This window comes from Methylobacterium sp. EM32, from assembly GCF_040593685.1.
In the GTDB taxonomy this organism is placed as follows: Bacteria; Pseudomonadota; Alphaproteobacteria; order Rhizobiales; family Beijerinckiaceae; genus Methylobacterium.
Map to the genome: position 1 here is coordinate 1 of NZ_JBEXZS010000080.1, position 17,923 is coordinate 17,923.

Genomic DNA, 17,923 nt, shown 5'->3' on the forward strand with positions numbered 1-17,923 from the left:
GGGGACTCGAACCCCTGTTTTCGCCGTGAGAGGGCGACGTCCTAGACCGCTAGACGATGGGAGCTGGCCCGGCGGGATGGCGGCGGTATAGCGACGGTCCGGCCGGGGCGCAAGCCTCTTAGCGAGCCTTTCGGGCCGACAATCTCGCGCGAGGGCGGCGGGCGCCCTGCGGCCGCTTCGTTAAGCTTTCCGGTTTATGACCGCCTCGACCCGCGGCCGCGGAACGATGGCGCCGCACGCCCCCCCTGCCGATCCCCCGCATGCCGACCTTCCGCCCGCTTCCTCCCTCCCGGCGCGCCGTCCTGACCGGCTGCACCCTCCTGGGTTTCGGCATCCTGACCCTGCAGCATGCTTGGCCGAATGCTTGGCCGAATTCTTGGCCGGCGCCCGCGGTACAGCGAATCGCGATGGCCGAGATGACCTGGGTCGAGGTGCGCCAGGCCCTCGACCAGGGCTACACGACCGCACTCGTCCCGAGCGGTGGCCTGGAGCAGAACGGCCCCTACCTCGCCATCGCCAAGCACGACAGCATCGTCGCCTGGACGGCGCGGTGCATCGCGGAAGGGCTCGGCCACACGCTGATCGCCCCGGTCGTGTCCTACGTGCCGCAGGGCGACTTCGACCCGCCGACCGGCAACCTCGTCTTCCCGGGCACGCTCGGCGTCTCCGAGGAGGCCTATGCGGGCACGCTTGAGGGCATCGCCCGCAGCCTGAAGGGGCAGGGCTTCCGCACCATCCTGTTCATCGCCGATCACGGCGGCTCGCTGGCGCCCCAGCAGCGGGTCGCGGCCAGGCTCGACCGCGCCTGGGCCCCCCAGGGCGTGCGGGTGCTGAGCGTCGACGACTACTACGTCGCGGGCAACCGCGCGCAGACGCTGTGGCTGGAGGCGCAGGGCGAGACGGCGGCGACGATCGGGGGCCACGCGGGCCTCGCCGACCACGCCTCCCTGATGGCGACCGCGCCTGAGCGCGTCGATTTCGACCGGGCGCCGCCGCCGCTCCTCGCCCGGCTCGGGCTCGTCGGCGACGGCAGCAGCGGCGATCCCCGCCGCGCCACGGCGGAACGCGGGCGCGCGCTCCTCGGCCTCCAGGTCGAGGCGGCGCTGGCGCAGATCCGCCGGTTCATGACTCCGAAATCCTAGCCTGCACGCAAGGTTCGCGACGATGCCGACCGTTCCGACGCCGCCCTCGCTCTGGAGCGTGATCCAGAATCTCGGCCAGAGCACCGCCAGCATCGTGCTGCTGCTGACGATCCTCGGACTGCTGTTCACGGTGATCGCCTGGGTCGCCCGGGCCTGCAATCCGGGCCGGCCGTGGTGGCGCAAGCCCGATATCGTGACGGACGTCTGCTACTGGTTCGTGATCCCGGTCGTCTCCGGCTACGCCCGGATCTGGCTCCTGGTCATCGGCCTGTTCCTGCTGAACGGGCTTCCGGCGACGCTCGGGCTGCCCCGCCTGTTCGGCGAGGGGATCGGGCCGCTCGCCGGCCTGCCGTTCTGGGTGCAGGCGCCTCTCTACCTGATCCTCTCCGACCTCGTGATGTACACGACGCATCGGCTGTTCCACACGATGCGGCTGTGGCGCTTCCACGCCATCCACCACTCCTCCGAGGAGATCGAGTGGACCTCGGCCGCCCGCTTCCATCCGGTCGACGCGGTCTTCCACGGCGCCCTCGCGGATGTGGTCCCGCTCCTCCTCGGCATCTCGCCGGACGTGCTGCTCATGCTCGTGCCGTTCAATGTCGGCGTTTCGGCGCTCGCGCACGCCAACCTCGACTGGACCTTCGGCCCGTTCCGCTACGTCCTGGTGAGCCCGGTCTTTCACCGCTGGCACCACACCGGACCGGAGGAGGGCGGCAACAGCAACTTCGCCGGCTGCTTCCCCGTCATCGACCTGATCTTCGGCACCTTCTACATGCCGAAGGGGGTCCTGCCGCAGGATTTCGGCAACGGCGACCCGGCGTTCCCGCGTGGGTTCGGCGAGCAGCTGGTGCATCCGTTCCGGCCGCAGGAGCGGCCGGCTGGGCTCGAGCCGGGGCCGTCTTCGTGAGTCTCCCGGCCCTTTCCCGGACGATCTGACGCGACAGCGGAAGGAGATCCGGAGATCCAGCACAAGAAGTCGCGAAGCGTCCTTGTGCCTGCAACGTTGCAAATCAGAGCCGCCGCGCGGCACGTCCTCTGCTGGATCCCGGATCTCCTTCCACTTCGTTTCAGTCATCCGGGAAAGAGCGCGTGAGCTATACGGGAGGTGAACCGCGCCGGTGTCACCGCCTCATGCAAGAAGGCCCGGGAGGGGCACCGCGCAACCGCGGCACCCGTCCCGGGCCCTCTCTCATGCCGACGATCCGAAAAAGCCTACTCGGCCGCCTCGATCCGCGGGTGCTCGTGCTGCCGGCGCTCGCGCTTGACGAGGTCGGCGGTCAGGAACGCCACTTCCAGCGCCTGCTCGGCGTTGAGGCGCGGGTCGCAATAGGTGTGATAGCGGTCGTGCAGGTCGTCCGCCGTGAGCGCCCGGGCGCCGCCGGTGCACTCGGTGACGTTCTTGCCGGTCATCTCGAGGTGGATGCCGCCGGCATGCGTCCCTTCCGCCTGGTGGATGTCGAAGAAGCCCTGGATCTCCTTCATCACCCGCTCGAACGGCCGGGTCTTGTAGCCGCTCGCCGTCACGGTGTTGCCGTGCATCGGGTCGCAGGACCACACCACCTTGCGGCCCTCGCGCTCCACCGCCCGGATCAGGCCCGGCAGATGGTCGCCGACCTTGTCGGCGCCGAAGCGGCAGATCAGGGTCAGGCGGCCGGCCTCATCGGTCGGGTTCAAGAGGTCGACGAGCCGGATCAGGTCGTCGGCCTTCAGCGACGGGCCGCATTTGAGACCGATCGGGTTCTTGATGCCCCGGGCGAACTCGATATGGGCGTGGTCGGCCTGGCGGGTGCGGTCACCGATCCACAGCATGTGGCCCGACGTGGCGTACCAGTCGCCGCTGGTTGAATCGACCCGGGTCAGGGCCTCCTCGTAGCCGAGCAGCAGGGCCTCGTGGCTGGTGTAGAAATCGGTCTGGCGCACCTCCTGGTGCGTCTCCGGGTTGATGCCGATCGCCCGCATGAAGTCGAGGGTCTCGGTCATGCGCTGGGCGAGGTCGGCATAGGCCGAGGACTGGGGCGAGTCCTTGACGAAGCCGAGCATCCAGCGATGCGCGTTCTCGAGATTGGCGTAGCCGCCGGTGGCGAAGGCGCGCAGCAGGTTCAGCGTCGCGGCCGACTGGCGGTAGGCCTCGGCCTGCCGGCGCGGGTCGGGCACGCGTTCGGCCTCCGTGAAGCCGATGCCGTTGACGATATCGCCGCGGTAGCTCGGCAGCGTGACGCCGTCGACGGTCTCGACCGGCGAGGAGCGCGGCTTGGCGAACTGCCCGGCGATGCGGCCGACCTTCACCACCGGCGAGCCGCCGGCGAAGGTGAGCACCAGCGCCATCTGCAGGAAGACGCGGAAGAAATCGCGGATGTTGTCGGCGGAGTGCTCGTCGAAGCTCTCGGCGCAGTCGCCGCCCTGGAGCAGGAAGGCCTCGCCCGCCGCGACCTTGGCGAGCCCCTGCTTCAGCTTGCGCGCCTCACCGGCAAACACCAGCGGAGGAAAGCTCGCGAGCTGCCGCTCCACCGCCTCAAGGGAGGCGGAATCCGGATAGTCCGGAACCTGCTGAATCGGCAGCCGCCGCCAGCTCGTGGGGGTCCAACGCTCGCTCATCGTCCTCTCCTCGCGCACCTCTTCGATAACCGGTCAGGTCGGTCGCGGAAGCCGGGCTTATAGGGGGGTTTGGCGCGCCGCGCGAGGGGGCTTCAGCGCCGGATCGTCTTCACGGTGGCCTTGTGTGGTCCCGCGGTGCCGCAGCACCCCGTCGCGGCGGAGCGGCCGGTGCCTGCGGGCATTCGGCATAGGCCCTCGGCACTGGACCTTACAATCAGTGCATGACAGTATTCGCACCGGATCGGTGCTGCCATGATTGATGCTCATCAAAGCAGAGGCTTCGCCGCATTGGCGCGGATCGTTCGCACGTCGATCGTCCGGAGCGCACCGCCATGAGGCGGAGCATGCGGCCGGACGAGCCGGCGGACGCCCCGCCCCCTCCCGAGGTCCTGACCCGAGACGTCTCGACCCGAGACGTCCTGACGATGGAGCGCCACCTCGCCGCCATCCTGGTCGCCGACGTGGTCGGCTACACCCGGCTGAGCGAGATGGCCGAGGAGACGACGCACCGCCGCCTGAAGGCCCTGCGCGCCGGGATCATCGACCCGCTGATCGCCGAGCGCGGCGGGAGGGTCGTCAAGAACACCGGCGACGGCTTCATCGCCACCTTCCCGGAGGCCGGCCCGGCGGCGGATTGCGCGCTCGGCCTGCAGCGGCGCATCGCGCAGGCGACCGAGGGCGAGCCCGCCGAGGCGCGCCTGACCTTCCGGATGGGCATCAACCTCGCGGAGATCATCGTCGAGGACGGCGACGTGTTCGGCGACGGCGTCAACGTCGCGGCCAGGCTGCAGGCCTATGCCGAGGCCGGCGACGTGATCGTCTCGGAGGCAGTGTTCTCCCGGGCGAGCGCGGCGGCGCGGGCGCTGGCGACCGATCTCGGGCCGCTCCCCTTGCGCAACCACGCCCGGCCGGTCCGGGTCTACGCCCTGCGCTCCGGGACCGGCTCGGGTGCGCGCGCCGGCGAATGCGCGCCGGGCGCCGAGGCGCGGGCCTCGATCGCGGTGCTGCCGTTCCGGGCCTGCGCGACCGATCGCCTGATGCTGGCCGACGGCTTCACCGACTGGATCGTCCGGGCGCTGTCGTCCCTGCGCGACCTGTTCGTGATCTCCCGCGGCTCGACCCTGGCCTATCGCCGCGGGCGCGCCGACCCGGCGGCGTTCGGCCGCCGCCTCGGCGTGCGCTACGTCATGGACGGGACGATCCAGCACCACGGCGACACCCTGCGGGTCTGCACCTCTCTGATCGAGTGCGCCACCGGGGCGGTGGTCAGCGCCGACCATGACGAGGGCCTGATCAGTCAGGTCTTCGCCCTCCAGGACGCCATCGCCCTCAAGCTGGTGCGGACCGTCGCGCCGCACGTGCGCGAGCGCGAGCTGCAGCGGGCCCTGCGCAAGCATCCGGCGAGCCTGACGAGCTACGACCTGCTGCTCCAGGCGCTGGACCTGCTCCACCGGATGGATGCCGAGAGCTTCGCCCGGGCCGGCGGCCTGTTGCAGCAGGCGATCGCCCTCGACCCGTCCTACGCGCCGCCCTTCGCCTACGCGGCCTGGTGGCACGTCTTCCGCGTCGGCGAGATGGGCTCGCCCGATCCCGACGGCGACGGGCGGGCGGCGGCGGAGAGGGCCCGCGCGGCGATCGAGCGGGACGGCAACGACCCCCTGGCGCTGGCGATCCACGGCCACGTCCAGGCCTATCTCCTGCGCGACGCCCGCACGGCGCGGCATTTCCTCGACCGGGCGATCGAGGCGGGCCCGAGCCTCGCCATCGCCTGGACGATGAGCAGCGCCGCCCACGGCTTCGCCGGCGACGGCCGGCGGGCGGTCGCGCATGGCGAGACCGGCCAGCGGCTGGCGCCCAGCGACCCCTACACCTTCTGGCACGAGGGGCTGCTCGCCCAGGCCCACTACGTCGCGGGCGATTACGACGCCGCGGTCGCCTGGAGCCTGAGCGCCGTGGCGCGCAACCGCGCCATCCGCTTCACCCTGCGCACCCTCGCGGCGAGCCTGGCGGCGGCCGGCCGCCAGCCCGAGGCGGCGGAGGCGGCCGCCGAGCTGATGCGGCTCCAGCCGGGCTTCCGGCTCGGCGCATACGCGCCGCGCTGCCCCTTCGCCGATCCGGTCGGGGGCCGCTGGATCGGGCACCTGCGGGCGGCGGGGCTGCCGGAGTGAGCGGAAGACGCTCTCCGCTCGCGGCGCCGGCTCGCACCGAACGGAGGCGGGAGATGCGGATCGAGGGAGCGGAGCGATGACCGGCAATACCGGGAACACGGGCAATACCGGGAACACGGGCAACACCGGCAATGCCGGCATCAGCGGCGATGCCGGCGGCTGGTTCGTGCCCGACCGGCCGGACTTCCCGTTCTCCCTCGAGGTGACGCCGGAGGGGGCGGAGATCGGCGCCTTTCGCCGCCCGATCTTCATCCGCGACGAGACGCCGGCGGGTGCCGTCCGCAGGCGGATCGCCTTCCGCAGCCTGGACGATCCGGCCGGCCGCTCGCTCGCCTTCGCGGACCGCGCCTGGACCGGGCGCTGGTACGCCTACCGGGTGCTGCGGGACTTCGCCTTGACGGCGTGGGACACCGACGACCTCCACGACGCGATGGCGCAGATCCTCCTCGACCTGCGCGAGGAGACGGGCGGAAGGAACGGCCAGGCGATCGAACTCGACACGCTCCTGGTGCTGGCGCGGGACGAGCGCGCCTCGGCGCTGGCTGAGATCCTGGCCCAGGACGTCGAGTTCATCACCGCCTTCATGGAGGCCCTGTCGATCACGCCGGCCTCGCATCCGTGCACCTACCGGGTGCTGCACGTCGCGAGCCTCGTCGGCTCCTTCACGGCCCTGCGCTTCAAGGAGGAGTTCGCGCGGCCGCGGCCCTCCTTCCTCCGCCCGGCCCTGCTGCCGCCGCTGCCGGTCCCGGGGCACGCCTCCTTCCCGAGCGGCCACGCCACCCAGGCGCGCCTGATGGCGCGGTGCATCGCCGGTACCTTGCGCCTCGCCGGCCTGCCGCACGCCGAGCGCCGCCCGGTCGACGAGACGCTGAAGGCCCTCGCCCGGCGCGTCGCCCGCAACCGCGAGATCGCCGGGCTGCACTATCCGAGCGATTCCCTGGCCGGCCGCCGGCTCGCCGACGCGGTCTTCGCCGGCCTGTCGGCCCGTGGCGGCGACGGCCTGAGCCGTGCGGACTACGCCCTGCCGCGCTTCGGCGAAGCCGTGATCGCGGCCGCCCGGGAGTTCAACCCGAACCTCGTCCCGCCCTCGGGCGGACAGTGAGCGGAGGGCCCCTCGCGATGCCCCGGGATTCCGGCGACCGAGCCATTCCTCCCGCCCTCCGACCGCTCCCCCTGCCGCCGGACGATCTCGACCTGATTCAGGCGAGGCCGGATCTCCTCGACCGCGTCGGCTTGCCGGCGCCGCGACCCGAGGACGGCCCGGCGGCGCGCGCCTTCCGCCGCGCCTTCCTCATGCCGCCGCCGGGGCGCCGCCTGCGCTTCGTCGCGGCGCCGCAGCCGGCTCCGGCCCCGGAATTCGTGGTCGCGCGGACGCAAGCGGCCGTGCCGGCGCGCCGCAGCGCGAACTGGTCGGGGGCCTCGCTCACCGCGCTCCACGGGCGCAGCCTCGTCGCCGTGATGGCGCGCTGGCGCGTGCCGGCGGTGACCGGGGAGGCGGGCCGGCCAGCCCGCGCCTCGGTGTGGATCGGCCTCGACGGACAGGGCGCCTACCGCAATGCCAGCCTGCCGCAGGTCGGCACGCTGCAGGCCTGGGACGGGGCCGGGGCCCATTACGAGACCTGGGTACAGTGGTGGGCCTGGGGTGAGGACAACGCGCCCCAGCCCCTCAGGCTCGCGGTGGAGCCGGGCGACCGGATGAGCGCGATCCTGACGGTCGTCGATCCCGCGACCGTGCGCGTCAACCTGAAGAACGAGACCGTCGGCACGATGCTCCAGGCCTTCGACCTCGCGGCGCCGGGCGGCCGGCACATCTCGGGGGCGAGCGCCGCGTGGATCCTGGAGCGGCCGAGCCCGCTCGGCTCGGACGGCTGGCACCCGTACCCGCTCGCCGCCTATGGGTCTCTCACCTTCACCGACGGCCTGGCGCAGTCCCGCGGGCCCGGCGAGACGATGCTGACCGAGCACGACCTCGCCCGCGCGAGCCTGATCCGCATGATCGCCCTCGACCGCGTCCCGGGCCATGCCCGCACGATCTCCGCCCCGGCGCGGGTGACGGGGGATCGGCGGGCACTGACGGTGAGGGACGGGGCGCCGTTCCCGACGGGTGGGCTCAGCCCACCGCCACCGGCTGCTTGACCACCGACGGCGTGCGCATCGTCACCAGCTCCTCGCCGGCGGTGGGGTGGACCGCGATGGTGCGGTCGAAATCGGCCTTCTTCGCCCCCATCGTCACCGCGATGCCGACGGCCTGGATGATCTCGCCGGCATCGTGGCCGAGCACGTGGACGCCAACCACCCGGTCGCTCGCCCGCTCGACGATGATCTTCATCAGGATCCGCTCGTCGCGGCCCGAGAGGGTCGCCTTCATCGGCCGGAAGCGGGCCTCGTAGACGTCGATCTCGCCGCAGAGGCGCCGCGCCACCTCCTCGCCGTGGCCGACGACGCCGATCTCCGGGGTCGAGAACACCGCGGTCGGGATCAGGTCGTGGTCGACCGCCCACGGCTTGCCCCCGAACACCGTGTCGGCGAAGGCGTGGCCCTCGCGGATCGCGATCGGGGTGAGCGCCGCGCGGTTGGTGACGTCGCCGACGGCGTAGATCGAGGGCGCGGCGGTCTGCGAGAAGCGGTCGACGGGGATGGCGCCCGCCGCGTCGAGGGTGATCCCGGCCGCCTCCAGCCCGAGGCCGGCGACGTTCGGGCGCCGCCCGGTCGCGACCAGGACCTGGTCGACCATCAATTCGGTGCCATCGCTCAGGGTGGCGCAGATCGCGCCGTCGCGCCGGTCGAGGCGATGGACGGTGGTGTTCAGGCGCAGGTCCATCCGCTTGGCGTAGGCCTCGCCGAGCGCCTGGCGGATCTCGCCGTCGAAGCCGCGCAGCAGCCGGTCGCCGCGATGGAGCAGGGTGGTGCGGGTGCCGAGGGCGGCGAACACGCCCGCGAACTCGACCGCGATGTAGCCGCCGCCGACCACCAGGATGCGCTCCGGCTGCGTCTCCAACTCGAACACCTCGTTCGACGTGATGGCGAGCTCGGCGCCGGGGATCAGAGGCTCCTTGACCGGATGAGCGCCGACCGCGACCAGGATGTGGCGGGCGCGCACGCGGGTGCCGGCACGCACGAGGCGCACCGTGTGGGCATCCTCGATCACCGCCCGATCGGCCACCACCTCGACGCCGGCCCGCATCAGGTTGGTGGCGTAGATGCCCTCGAGCCGGGTCACCTCGGCGTCGCGCCGGGCCTTCAGGGTCGCCCAGTCGAAGCGCGGGGTGCCGACCTCCCAGCCGAAGCCAGCGGCGTCCTCGAACTCGTCGGCGAACCGGCCGGCATAGACCATCAGCTTCTTCGGCACGCAGCCGCGGATCACGCAGGTACCGCCGACCCGGTACTCCTCGGCGAGCTGCACCCGCGCGCCGTAGCCGGCGGCGATGCGCGCCGCCCGCACTCCGCCGGAGCCGCCGCCGATCACGAACAGGTCGACGTCGAAAGCCTGATCTCGGGTCTCGGTCATGGCGTCACCGCTCGTTTGTTCGATCTTGTTTCTGATAATGCAGGGCGCGCAGCCAGGCGATGGCCGCGCCGACGCCGGCGGTCCACCAGGCCTGCCAGGCGCCGTGCTCCACGAAGGCGACGATGCCCGCCGCCGCGAGCAGCGCGAGCGCGGTGCCTCGGGCGAGCCCCGTCCAGGCCGCGAGAGCCCGCAGGGTCAGGACCAGGACGAGGCCCGCGAGCGTCGCGCCGACGAGGCCGAGCTCGGCCCAGACCTGCAGGAAGCTGTTATGCGGGTGCCCGACCGCCAGCATGAAGCGCATCTCGGGCTCGATCCGCTCGGCCACCGGCGCGTCCTGGAAGCGACCGGAGGTGCCGTAGCCGGCCCCGCGCCAGGGATCGGCGGCGACCGCCGCGCCGAAGCTGCGGGCGATGGCGACCCGGGCCCGGGTGCTGCTGCCGGCGAGCCGCTGGTGCAGGGCGTTGGGCATGGTGCGGGCCAGAAGATCGCCCTCGACCGGCGCCAGCACCAGCGCCCCGAGGAGCGCGGCCCCCGTGAGGCCGATCCCGGCGCGGGCCGGCAGCCAGCGCAAGGCACCGAAGGTGAGGGCGCCGGCGGCGAGCCCCAGCACCGTCGCGCCGCTGACCGAGCGCCAGGCCGCCGCCGCGAACACGGCGACTGTCAGCGCCGCCAGGCCGCGACGGCCGCGCGCCGCGAGGAGGGCAGCGAGGGGGAAGATCAGCAGCATCCCGGTCAGGAGCGGCCGGTTGAACGCGAAGGCGGCGACGCGCTGGCCCAGGGCCTCGCGGATCACGAGGCCCGAGGCGAGGTCGGCGACCACGTAGAGAGAGGTCGCGATCAGGATCCAGGCCGCCGGCCCGGCGACGGAGGCCAGGTGCGGCGGCGCGAGCCGCGCCACCAGGTAGGCGCCCAGCAGCGCCGGCAGGAACTCCGACAGGGTGCGCAGCGACAGGCCGGGCAGCGGGCTCCAGGCGAGGCTCAACCCGCACCAGCCCAGGAAGGCGAGGGCGGCGAGCCCCAGGGGCGTCGCGAGCGGCGAGACGAGGAGCGGCCGCAGCGGGCGTCGGGCCGCCAGGCTGCCGGCGAGCAGCAGGAGCCCGGCGAGGCCGACCACCACCGGGCTCGACCGGTTCGCCACGGCCATGCAGGCCGGCAGGGCGGCGACGACGATCGCGCCGAGACGATCGAGCCCTGCCGCCCGCTCGCCGGCCGTGCGGGCGGTCACTGAAGCTGGTGGCCGCGCTTGCCCATCTCGGCCCGCACCCGGACCATCATGTATTCCGAGACCTCCTGGGTCCAGGTCTGCATCGACTGCACCATGTCGTCGAGCACCTGGGGCTGGGTCTCGACGTAGCGCTTGCCCGAGGGCGAGCGGAAGAAGGCCGCGATGTCGCGCAGTTCCGCCTCGGTGAGCCTCGTGGCGTAGATGCGCGAGGCGGTCTCGATGATCCGCTGCTTCTGCAGCTCCAGCTCGGGCTGCATCTTCTCGATGACCTCGGCGAGGTCCTTGGTCAGCTCGGGCCGGGTGACCGCGGCCTGCTTGATCTGCTCGCCGAAGGCGGGAAGGATCGAGTCGAAGGAGCGGGCGATGCCGGAGGAGAGCATCACCTCCTTGGCGAGCGCGAGGTGGCCCGGGGTGATGGCCGCAGCCTGCGGTGCCGCGGGGGCGGCCGGAGCGGCGGGCTTCGTCTGGGCGAGAGCGGGACCGGACAAGGTCGCGGCGAGGAGGCCCGCCAGGAGGGCTCGGGAACGGCGCGGGGACATCGGTTTGCTCCGGAAGTCGGCGCCCGTGCGGGGCGGCCGTGATAAGGATGGGCGGCGGGCGGCGCGTCAGGCCGCCCCGAGAGTGACGATGCGGGGCTGGCCGTCGGCCGCCTCCGCGACGATCGCGCCGGTGGCGAGCCCGATGAACAGGCCGTGCTCGACGACGCCCGGCACTGCCACGAGCGCACGGGCCAGAGCCTCCGGATCGGGGATGCGGGCGAGCGCGGCATCGAGGATCAGGTGGCCGCCATCGGTGAGGTATGGCGCCCCGTCGGCGCTCTTGCGGATCGTGAGGGCGCCGACGCAGCCATGGGCCTGGATCGCCGCCGCGACCGCCCGGGTGGTGGCGCCGAGGCCGAAGGGCACCACCTCGATCGGCAGCGGAAAGCGTCCGAGCGTCTCGACGCGCTTGGCGCCGTCGACGATGACGACCATGCGCCGGCTCGCCGCCGCCACGATCTTCTCGCGCAGGAGCGCACCGCCGCCGCCCTTGATCAGGCGGAGCTGCGGGTCGATCTCGTCGGCGCCGTCGATCGTGAGGTCGAGCGCGGGGGTGTCGTCGAGGGTGGTGAGCGGGATGCCGGCGGCCTCGGCGGCCGCGCGGGTCGCCTCGGAGGTCGGCACGCCGACGACCGAGAGCCCGGCCCGGACCTTCTCGCCGAGCAGCTCCACGAACACGGCCGCCGTCGAGCCGGTGCCGAGCCCGAGGCGCATGCCGTCCTCGACCAGCGCCACCGCCCGGGCGGCAGCGGCGCGCTTGAGTTCGGCGGGGCTCACCGCCGGCCTCCGCGGAATGGACGGATCTGGGACATCGGCTCGGTGCCTCGGTTCGTCTCTCTCGTCCGCCGTGACATCACCGTTGAGGCAATAGCAAGGCGGTCGGGGCGCCCTGACGGCTGGCCCCGCTGATCGAGAGGCCCCTAGCACGCGGACCGGGGGAGGCGGAAGCGGCCATCCGGCCTCGCCCGGGCCCGATGCCGGTGCTAGAGAGATCCGACGAGGGACCCCATGATCGACGCCGCGATCATCGACCTGACGCATCATCTCAGCCGTCAGCCGCCGGCCATCGTCTCGCCGTACCTCGCGGCGCAGGCGGCCACGACGGCGCGCGCGTCCGAGCGGCTGGTCCGCGATGCGGAACGGTGGAACGCCGACTGGGCGCGCGACGCCGAGAGGCAGGTCGATGGGCTCCGGCTTCGGCTGGAGACGGGGCCGGTCACCGCGCAGGATCTCCGCCAGCTCGACCGGTTGATCGACCTGCTCACGGAGCAGACCGACACCCAGGCCGCGACGTTCCGGAGCCTCGAGAAGCGAACCCGGCGGTTCCTGAAGCAGGTGAAGGCGCGAGCACCCCAGGACGCCGCACGGCTCGCCGCCGAGCGCGACCGCTTGTTCGCCGCCTATGCGAGGTCCTGCCTGATCCGCTTCGAACTGGTCCTGGCGCTGCGCGCGCTCCGCGCGGGGCACGATCCCGCAGCGCAATCCGGCCCGGTCTTCACCGATCCGGCCGCGCTCGAAAAGTACCTGCGTGCGCCAGCCGCTTGATGGTGGCGCTCCGGCTATCGGACCGCTTCCGGGAGCGGCTCGCCCTCCTGTCCGAGGGGCGGCGCGAGCACGTCATCAACCGGCTCATCCGATTCCAGCGCGATCCGCAGGATAAGCAACTGCGCCTGCGTCCGCTGCGCTGCGCGCCTGGCCACTTCCTGATCGACAGCGCCCGCTACGACCGAATCGTCCTACGGACGGACCTGATCGACGGCGTGACCGTCTACACCGCCGCCGATTGCGGCGGACACGAGATCATCGAGGATTGGGAGCGGGCCGCCAAGCCGCGCTCGACGTGACCCGTCTCAACGCCACGAGCCTGCCGCCCGAATGGCTCAGGGCTTGCCCGCCGCGGCCGGCGCGGCGCTGCCGGCATTGCCCTGCGGCGTGCAGACCACGGCGTCGTCGAGCACGTAGCAGATGCTCATTGCACCGGTGCGCTGGTTGACCCGGAAGACGCCGGCCTCGCGCAGGTGGCGCGAGGCGACGAGGCTGTACTCGGAGGGGGCCTGCGGCCCGGCGCCCTCGCCGGGGCCGAAGCACAGGGTGGTGCCGATGGTGTTCTCCTGCAGGCCGTACTGGCAGGAGATGACCTCGCCGGTCGCCTTGTCGACCCGGTAGACCCGGTTGAGGTCGGCCTGGGGCGCCGGCACGAACTCGTAGGACGCGGCGTGCGCCGCACCCGCGACGACCAGGCCCGCCGCCAGCCCGGCGATCCTGATCGGGTAACCCGCTCTCCCGCGCATGGCGCGCCGCTCCTCGAACCCATCGCGGCGACCGCCCGCGCCGTCGCGGCGGGCGGCTCGCCCATCTCGCGCTGTTATAGCTCGTTTCCGCTTGTCCGAGGCTTGCCGCGTCCCGGACGGTCTCAGCTCGGCGGAGCCCCTCCCGGCGCGGGTTCCGCCCCGCGACGCCCGCCTGTATGGGAAATCATCCTTGCCCCTGAGCCAGCGAGAGCCCATGCCGACATCCAGCCCTAACGCCCTGCCGCCGATCGTCGTGTTCGACCTCGACGGCACCCTCGCGGAGACCGCGGGCGACCTCATCGGCACGCTCAACGTGATCCTGGAGCGGGAGGGTCTGCCCCCGGTGGCGGTCTCGCAGGCCCGGGAGCTGATCGGGGCGGGCGCGCGGGCGCTGATCCAGCGCGGCTTTTCGGCCGGCGGGCGCGAGCTGACGCCGGACCGGCTCGACGAACTCTTCCTGGTTTTCCTCGCCCATTACGGCCAGCACCTGTGCGACGCGTCGCACCTCTTTCCCGGCGTCATCGCCTCCCTCGACCGGCTTGAGGAGGCCGGCTACCGCCTCGCGGTCTGCACCAACAAGCCGGAGGACCACTCGGTGCGGCTGCTGGAGCTGCTCGGGGTGAAGGACCGCTTCGCGGCGATCTGCGGGAGGGACACCTTCCCGTACTTCAAGCCCGATCCGCGCCACCTCACCGAGACGATCGCGCGGGCCGGCGGCGATCCGGCCCGGGCGGTGATGGTCGGCGATTCGCGCACCGACGTCGCCACCGCGAAGGCCGCCGACATCCCGGTGGTGGCGGTGCCGTTCGGCTATACCGACGTGCCGGTGGAGGAACTGGAGCCGGACGTGGTGATCCAGCACTTCGATGCGCTGTACGAGGCGGTGCGGCGGCTGGATCGCGGCGCGGCCTGAGGTCGGGTTCGAGGTCTCCGGCGAACCTGACACCCTCCGCGTCTTCCCGGGGCTCGGCGTAGCCGAGAACCCGGGATCCATATCCCCTGACGGTACAGGACGAAGCAGACCGCGATCCACCTCTTCAGGAGACGTCAGCGGTTATGGATCCCGGGTTCCGCTGCGCGGCCCCGGGATGACATCGAGGGTGTCAGCAGCGTCGAGAACGCCGTCCTGGCTGTCGCTGGTTTTCTCGGAGGGGAATGGTGGGCGCGACAGGGATTGAACCTGTGACCCTTCGCGTGTGAAGCGAATGCTCTCCCGCTGAGCTACGCGCCCGACGATCGGTCCCGTTGCGGGGGTGATGCGGCGCTTCGGAAGCGACCGCATCGCGGACCGAACCTCTTCGACGGCAAGATCGCGTGGCGCGGGACGCCAGCAACTCGAGCCGTTCAAGTCTCAAAAGGGTGGTGGGCGCGACAGGGATTGAACCTGTGACCCTTCGCGTGTGAAGCGAATGCTCTCCCGCTGAGCTACGCGCCCTGTGAGCCGGCTTCTAGGCGGGGCGACGCAGCGCGTCAAGGCGCTTCGTCACCCTTGCGCTTCGTCACCCGCGGCTGGAAGCGTCTACTGCGCCGGCATCGCCGCGACGAGGTCCGTCGGCACGAAGCGGCCATCCTCGCGCCGGGTCATGTCGATCCGGCGGTCGTGGAAGGCGGTCAGCGTCGAGCGGTGGCCGATCGAGACGATGGTGGTGTCCGGCATTTCCTGGCGCAGCATGCGGTAGAGCGCGGCCTCGGTCGGCTCGTCGAGGGCGGCGGTGGCCTCGTCGAGGAAGAGCCAGTCGGGCTTCGCCAGCAGCGCCCGGGCGATGGCAAGGCGCTGCTGCTCGCCAAGCGAGAGGGCTTGGGCCCAGGGCGCCTCCTCATCGAGGCGGGAGGCGAGGTGGGGCAGGCGGGCCGCCTCGAGCGCCGCGCGGATCGCCGCGTCGTCGTGCTGCCCGGCGGGCTCCGGGTAGGTGGCGGCGGCGCGCAAGGTCCCCATCGGCAGGTAGGGCCGCTGCGGCAGCAGCATCAGGCGCGCGCCCTCCGGCGTCGCGACCGAGCCCTCACCGAAAGGCCAGATGCCCGCGATGGCGCGAAACAGCGTCGACTTGCCCGAGCCCGAGGGACCGGTCAGCAATGTCGTCTCGCCGGGCCGGAACGAGAGGGCGGGGGCCTCGGCGATGCGCCGTCCGTCCGGCAGGTCGAGGGCGAGGCCCTTGAGGTGGAGGCCACCGCCGCCGGTCGGTCGGACCGAGAGGGCGCTGCCCGCCGCCATCGCGTCGGCCCGGGCCATCGCGGCGTCGAAGGTGGTGAGCCGGTCGACCTGCGCCTTGTAGTCGGCCAGCGTCACGTAGAACGTGATGAAGAACGACATCGTGCCCTCGACCCGCGAGAACGCACCGGCGGTCTGCGTCATCACCCCGAGCGGGATCTGGCCGGCGAAGTAGTAGGGTGCGACCAGGATGTAGGGGATCACCACGTTGACCTGCTGGTAGCTGACCGTGAAGGCGGCGAGCTTCTTGCGGCGGTCGACGATGGCGTAGAAGTTCTGGATCAGCGCGCTGAAGCGCTCACCGAGCGAGGCCCGCTCGGCCCGGGCGCCGCCGAGGAGCGCCACCTGCTCGCCGTACTCGCGCAGCCGGGCGAGGGAGAAGCGGAAATCCGCCTCGCGGCGCTGCTGCTCGAAGTTGAGCCCGACCAGGGCCCGGCCGATGCGGTGGGTGAGCCAGGTGACCAGCGCCGAATAGATCAGCGCGCCCCAGACCAGGAAGCCCGGCACGTGCCAGCTCGTCCCCGGCACCGTGAAGGCCGACGAGATGTTCCACAGGATGACCGAGAACGAGATCAGGTTCGAGACCGCCGAGATGAAGCTGATCGTCAGCGACTGGGTGGTCTGGGTGAACTGGTCGATGTCGTCGGCGATGCGCTGGTCGGGGTTGTCGGCCTGGGCGCCGGAGAAGCCCATACGGTAATGGGTGTTGTGCCCGAGCCAGCGGTCGACGTAGTGCCGGGTCATCCAGGCACGCCAGCGGATCCGCAGGAACGACTGGATCACGTACTGGATGATCGCGCTCGCCACGTAGACCGCGGCCCAGAGGCAGAACACCGAGAACAGCAGCGACCAGAATGCCGTCGCATCCTTGCCCTGGATGGCGTTGAACCAGTCGCGGTTGAAGTACGACAGGCGCACGTTGATGGCGACCTGGGCGAACTCGATGCCGATCACCAGGACCGCCATGGTGAGCGCGACCCAGCGCTCCTGCATCTGCACCGCCGGCAGCGGCCACAGCCGCACCGTCGTGACCTCGCGGGTGGTGTAATAGGGGTAGGCCAGGCGCCAGATCTGCAGGAGGGCCTGCTTCAAGCCGTGCATCGCGGTCTCCGGGCCGCCCGGCGGGCGGGCCTCAAGCGGGCCCGCCGGGAGGGCGGGCCGGTGATTCGGTGGCGGTCGAGAGCGCGCCGGGATCGGCAGGCGGCCTTGCGACCCGCCATGGGTCAGCCCCGTGGCAGGACCATGGCGCCGTTGCCGTTGCAAGTTAAACCCCGTCCACCTGCGGCAGGGCGGCACTCCGGCACGCTCGCCGAGACGTGAACGCGCCGTCGTCACCGCCGGCCGTGCCCGCTGTCAGACCAAATGCCGCGGTGCCCCGCCGCCGCCGCAATCCGCCCCGATGGTCCAGTGGTTTCCGGCAGGCCGCGGAATGCGCGGCCGCGGAACAGCCGCCGCTTGACCTGACGAGTGCGATCACCTCATGTCGTCCCTCTCGATCCTCGATGTCGACGCCGTGCGCGCCGCCCCCGTCGCGCACGACCCCTACCATTACTTCCTCGGCCGGCAGGTTCTGCGATCCGAGGCGATCGCCGACCTGAAGCGCGACTTCCCGTCGATCGCGAAGCCCGGCTACCTCACGGTCGACGAGGTGCAGCTCACCGGCCGCTTCAAGGATCTGATCGAGGAACTCGAGAGCGACGACTTCTCGCGGGTGCTCGGCGAGAAGTTCGGCCTCGACCTCGTCGCCTGCCCGCGGCTCACCACGATCATGCGCCGCTCGCAGCCGAAATACGGCGCGATCCACACCGACGGTCCCTCGAAGGTGATGACGCTGCTCATCTACATGAATGACGAGTGGGACGCGCCGGAGGCCGGGCGCCTGCGCGTGCTCTACGACGGCGAGCGGTTCGAGCCCTACGCGGTCGAGGTGCCGCCGACGATGGGGACGATGTTCGCCTTCCTGCGCGCCGACAATTCCTGGCACGGCCACCGGCCGTTCGAGGGCGAGCGCCGGGTGGTCCAGGTCGCCTGGGTCAAGGACGCGGCCGAGCTGGAGCGCAAGCGCAAGCGCAACCGCACGGCGCAGTTCCTGAAGGGCATCTTCGGCCGATAGATCAGCCGTTAGGACAGTGTCCGCCGGGAGACACCGAGGATTTCGCTGCGTGCCCGGCCCCGGGACCCATGTCCACGGGGTTCGCGCGCGCTCTAAGACTTGACCGCCGGCATCCGCCGGGGGACGCTTGGGG

Annotated in this window: 16 protein-coding genes and 2 tRNA genes; 9 read left to right on the forward strand and 9 right to left on the reverse strand. The window is 71.8% G+C overall.

Annotated features, from left to right (window positions below):
• The first annotated feature begins 260 nt into the window (after positions 1-260).
• Together ABZT49_RS11905 and ABZT49_RS11910 are read left to right on the forward strand one after the other, a co-directional pair.
• Complete coding sequence (locus ABZT49_RS11905) at positions 261-1,142, forward strand: creatininase family protein (RefSeq protein WP_355286279.1); 882 nt, start codon at positions 261-263, stop codon at positions 1,140-1,142.
• A 22-nt stretch (positions 1,143-1,164) separates the two neighbouring features.
• Positions 1,165-2,049, forward strand: coding sequence for a sterol desaturase family protein (locus ABZT49_RS11910; RefSeq protein ID WP_355286280.1), 885 nt, complete (start codon positions 1,165-1,167; stop codon positions 2,047-2,049).
• Between the two features lie 305 nt (positions 2,050-2,354).
• Here the strand turns inward: ABZT49_RS11910 and ABZT49_RS11915 are convergent, their stop codons facing one another.
• Positions 2,355-3,737: a class II 3-deoxy-7-phosphoheptulonate synthase gene (locus ABZT49_RS11915; RefSeq protein WP_355286281.1), complete on the reverse strand. Its 1,383-nt coding sequence runs from the start codon at positions 3,735-3,737 to the stop codon at positions 2,355-2,357.
• Positions 3,738-4,069: 332 nt separating this feature from the next.
• Between ABZT49_RS11915 and ABZT49_RS11920 the strand changes: the two genes are divergently transcribed.
• The 3 genes from ABZT49_RS11920 (at position 4,070) to ABZT49_RS11930 (ending at position 8,041) form a co-directional block, all read left to right on the forward strand.
• Entirely contained in the window at positions 4,070-5,905 is a 1,836-nt protein-coding gene (locus ABZT49_RS11920) for an adenylate/guanylate cyclase domain-containing protein (protein WP_355286282.1), read from the forward strand.
• A 76-nt stretch (positions 5,906-5,981) separates the two neighbouring features.
• Complete coding sequence (locus ABZT49_RS11925) at positions 5,982-7,007, forward strand: hypothetical protein (protein ID WP_355286283.1); 1,026 nt, start codon at positions 5,982-5,984, stop codon at positions 7,005-7,007.
• 17 nt (positions 7,008-7,024) lie between these two features.
• Positions 7,025-8,041, forward strand: coding sequence for a G1 family glutamic endopeptidase (locus ABZT49_RS11930; protein ID WP_355286284.1), 1,017 nt, complete (start codon positions 7,025-7,027; stop codon positions 8,039-8,041).
• Here the strand turns inward: ABZT49_RS11930 and gor are convergent.
• The 4 genes from gor to rpiA all read right to left on the reverse strand — a co-directional run bounded on the left by gor (position 8,016) and on the right by rpiA (position 11,954).
• The gene (gene gor, locus ABZT49_RS11935) at positions 8,016-9,413 is read right to left on the reverse strand and encodes a glutathione-disulfide reductase (RefSeq protein WP_355286285.1); all 1,398 of its coding nucleotides are present in this window, start codon (positions 9,411-9,413) and stop codon (positions 8,016-8,018) included. The two genes, ABZT49_RS11930 and gor, sit on opposite strands and share 26 nt — an antisense overlap.
• Before the next feature lie 4 nt (positions 9,414-9,417).
• Positions 9,418-10,638: an O-antigen ligase family protein gene (locus ABZT49_RS11940; RefSeq protein WP_355286286.1), complete on the reverse strand. Its 1,221-nt coding sequence runs from the start codon at positions 10,636-10,638 to the stop codon at positions 9,418-9,420.
• Complete coding sequence (locus ABZT49_RS11945) at positions 10,635-11,177, reverse strand: DUF2059 domain-containing protein (RefSeq protein WP_355286287.1); 543 nt, start codon at positions 11,175-11,177, stop codon at positions 10,635-10,637. Before ABZT49_RS11945 ends, ABZT49_RS11940 begins: the two co-directional genes overlap by 4 nt.
• Positions 11,178-11,243: 66 nt before the next feature.
• The gene (gene rpiA / locus ABZT49_RS11950) at positions 11,244-11,954 is read right to left on the reverse strand and encodes a ribose-5-phosphate isomerase RpiA (RefSeq protein ID WP_355286288.1); all 711 of its coding nucleotides are present in this window, start codon (positions 11,952-11,954) and stop codon (positions 11,244-11,246) included.
• A 231-nt stretch (positions 11,955-12,185) separates the two neighbouring features.
• Here rpiA and ABZT49_RS11955 point away from each other — a divergent pair, with 231 nt between their 5' ends.
• Complete coding sequence (locus tag ABZT49_RS11955) at positions 12,186-12,722, forward strand: hypothetical protein (RefSeq protein ID WP_355286289.1); 537 nt, start codon at positions 12,186-12,188, stop codon at positions 12,720-12,722.
• Entirely contained in the window at positions 12,722-13,021 is a 300-nt protein-coding gene (locus tag ABZT49_RS11960; RefSeq protein ID WP_355286290.1) for a hypothetical protein, read from the forward strand. The genes ABZT49_RS11955 and ABZT49_RS11960 overlap by 1 nt, the downstream gene beginning before the upstream one ends.
• A 36-nt stretch (positions 13,022-13,057) precedes the next feature.
• Here ABZT49_RS11960 and ABZT49_RS11965 read toward each other — a convergent pair whose 3' ends face one another.
• On the reverse strand, positions 13,058-13,468 hold the full coding sequence (locus tag ABZT49_RS11965) for a hypothetical protein (protein WP_355286291.1): 411 nt from the start codon (positions 13,466-13,468) through the stop codon (positions 13,058-13,060).
• Positions 13,469-13,682: 214 nt separating this feature from the next.
• On the opposite strand from ABZT49_RS11965, the gene gph reads away from it, so the two are divergent.
• On the forward strand, positions 13,683-14,381 hold the full coding sequence (gph, locus tag ABZT49_RS11970; RefSeq protein WP_355286292.1) for a phosphoglycolate phosphatase: 699 nt from the start codon (positions 13,683-13,685) through the stop codon (positions 14,379-14,381).
• 243 nt (positions 14,382-14,624) lie between these two features.
• Here gph and ABZT49_RS11975 read toward each other — a convergent pair.
• From ABZT49_RS11975 to ABZT49_RS11985, 3 genes are all read right to left on the reverse strand, one after another.
• Positions 14,625-14,699: transfer RNA gene (locus ABZT49_RS11975), tRNA-Val, on the reverse strand.
• 129 nt (positions 14,700-14,828) lie between these two features.
• A tRNA-Val gene (locus ABZT49_RS11980) sits at positions 14,829-14,903 on the reverse strand.
• An 84-nt stretch (positions 14,904-14,987) separates the two neighbouring features.
• The gene (locus ABZT49_RS11985; RefSeq protein WP_355286293.1) at positions 14,988-16,778 is read right to left on the reverse strand and encodes an ABC transporter ATP-binding protein/permease; all 1,791 of its coding nucleotides are present in this window, start codon (positions 16,776-16,778) and stop codon (positions 14,988-14,990) included.
• 379 nt (positions 16,779-17,157) lie between these two features.
• On the opposite strand from ABZT49_RS11985, the gene ABZT49_RS11990 reads away from it, so the two are divergent.
• Entirely contained in the window at positions 17,158-17,790 is a 633-nt protein-coding gene (locus ABZT49_RS11990; protein ID WP_355286294.1) for a 2OG-Fe(II) oxygenase, read from the forward strand.
• Positions 17,791-17,923: the final 133 nt, after the last annotated feature.

Coding starts and splice junctions, on each gene's coding strand:
- gph (WP_355286292.1), top strand. CDS start 13,683: ATGCCGACATCCAGCCCTAACGCCCTGCCGCCGATCGTCGTGTTCGAC.
- ABZT49_RS11990 (WP_355286294.1), top strand. CDS start 17,158: ATGTCGTCCCTCTCGATCCTCGATGTCGACGCCGTGCGCGCCGCCCCC.
- gor (WP_355286285.1), bottom strand. CDS start 9,413: ATGACCGAGACCCGAGATCAGGCTTTCGACGTCGACCTGTTCGTGATC.
- ABZT49_RS11905 (WP_355286279.1), top strand. CDS start 261: ATGCCGACCTTCCGCCCGCTTCCTCCCTCCCGGCGCGCCGTCCTGACC.
- ABZT49_RS11945 (WP_355286287.1), bottom strand. CDS start 11,177: ATGTCCCCGCGCCGTTCCCGAGCCCTCCTGGCGGGCCTCCTCGCCGCG.
- ABZT49_RS11955 (WP_355286289.1), top strand. CDS start 12,186: ATGATCGACGCCGCGATCATCGACCTGACGCATCATCTCAGCCGTCAG.
- ABZT49_RS11920 (WP_355286282.1), top strand. CDS start 4,070: ATGAGGCGGAGCATGCGGCCGGACGAGCCGGCGGACGCCCCGCCCCCT.
- ABZT49_RS11960 (WP_355286290.1), top strand. CDS start 12,722: ATGGTGGCGCTCCGGCTATCGGACCGCTTCCGGGAGCGGCTCGCCCTC.
- ABZT49_RS11910 (WP_355286280.1), top strand. CDS start 1,165: ATGCCGACCGTTCCGACGCCGCCCTCGCTCTGGAGCGTGATCCAGAAT.
- ABZT49_RS11915 (WP_355286281.1), bottom strand. CDS start 3,737: ATGAGCGAGCGTTGGACCCCCACGAGCTGGCGGCGGCTGCCGATTCAG.
- ABZT49_RS11930 (WP_355286284.1), top strand. CDS start 7,025: ATGCCCCGGGATTCCGGCGACCGAGCCATTCCTCCCGCCCTCCGACCG.
- ABZT49_RS11985 (WP_355286293.1), bottom strand. CDS start 16,778: ATGCACGGCTTGAAGCAGGCCCTCCTGCAGATCTGGCGCCTGGCCTAC.
- ABZT49_RS11965 (WP_355286291.1), bottom strand. CDS start 13,468: ATGCGCGGGAGAGCGGGTTACCCGATCAGGATCGCCGGGCTGGCGGCG.
- ABZT49_RS11925 (WP_355286283.1), top strand. CDS start 5,982: ATGACCGGCAATACCGGGAACACGGGCAATACCGGGAACACGGGCAAC.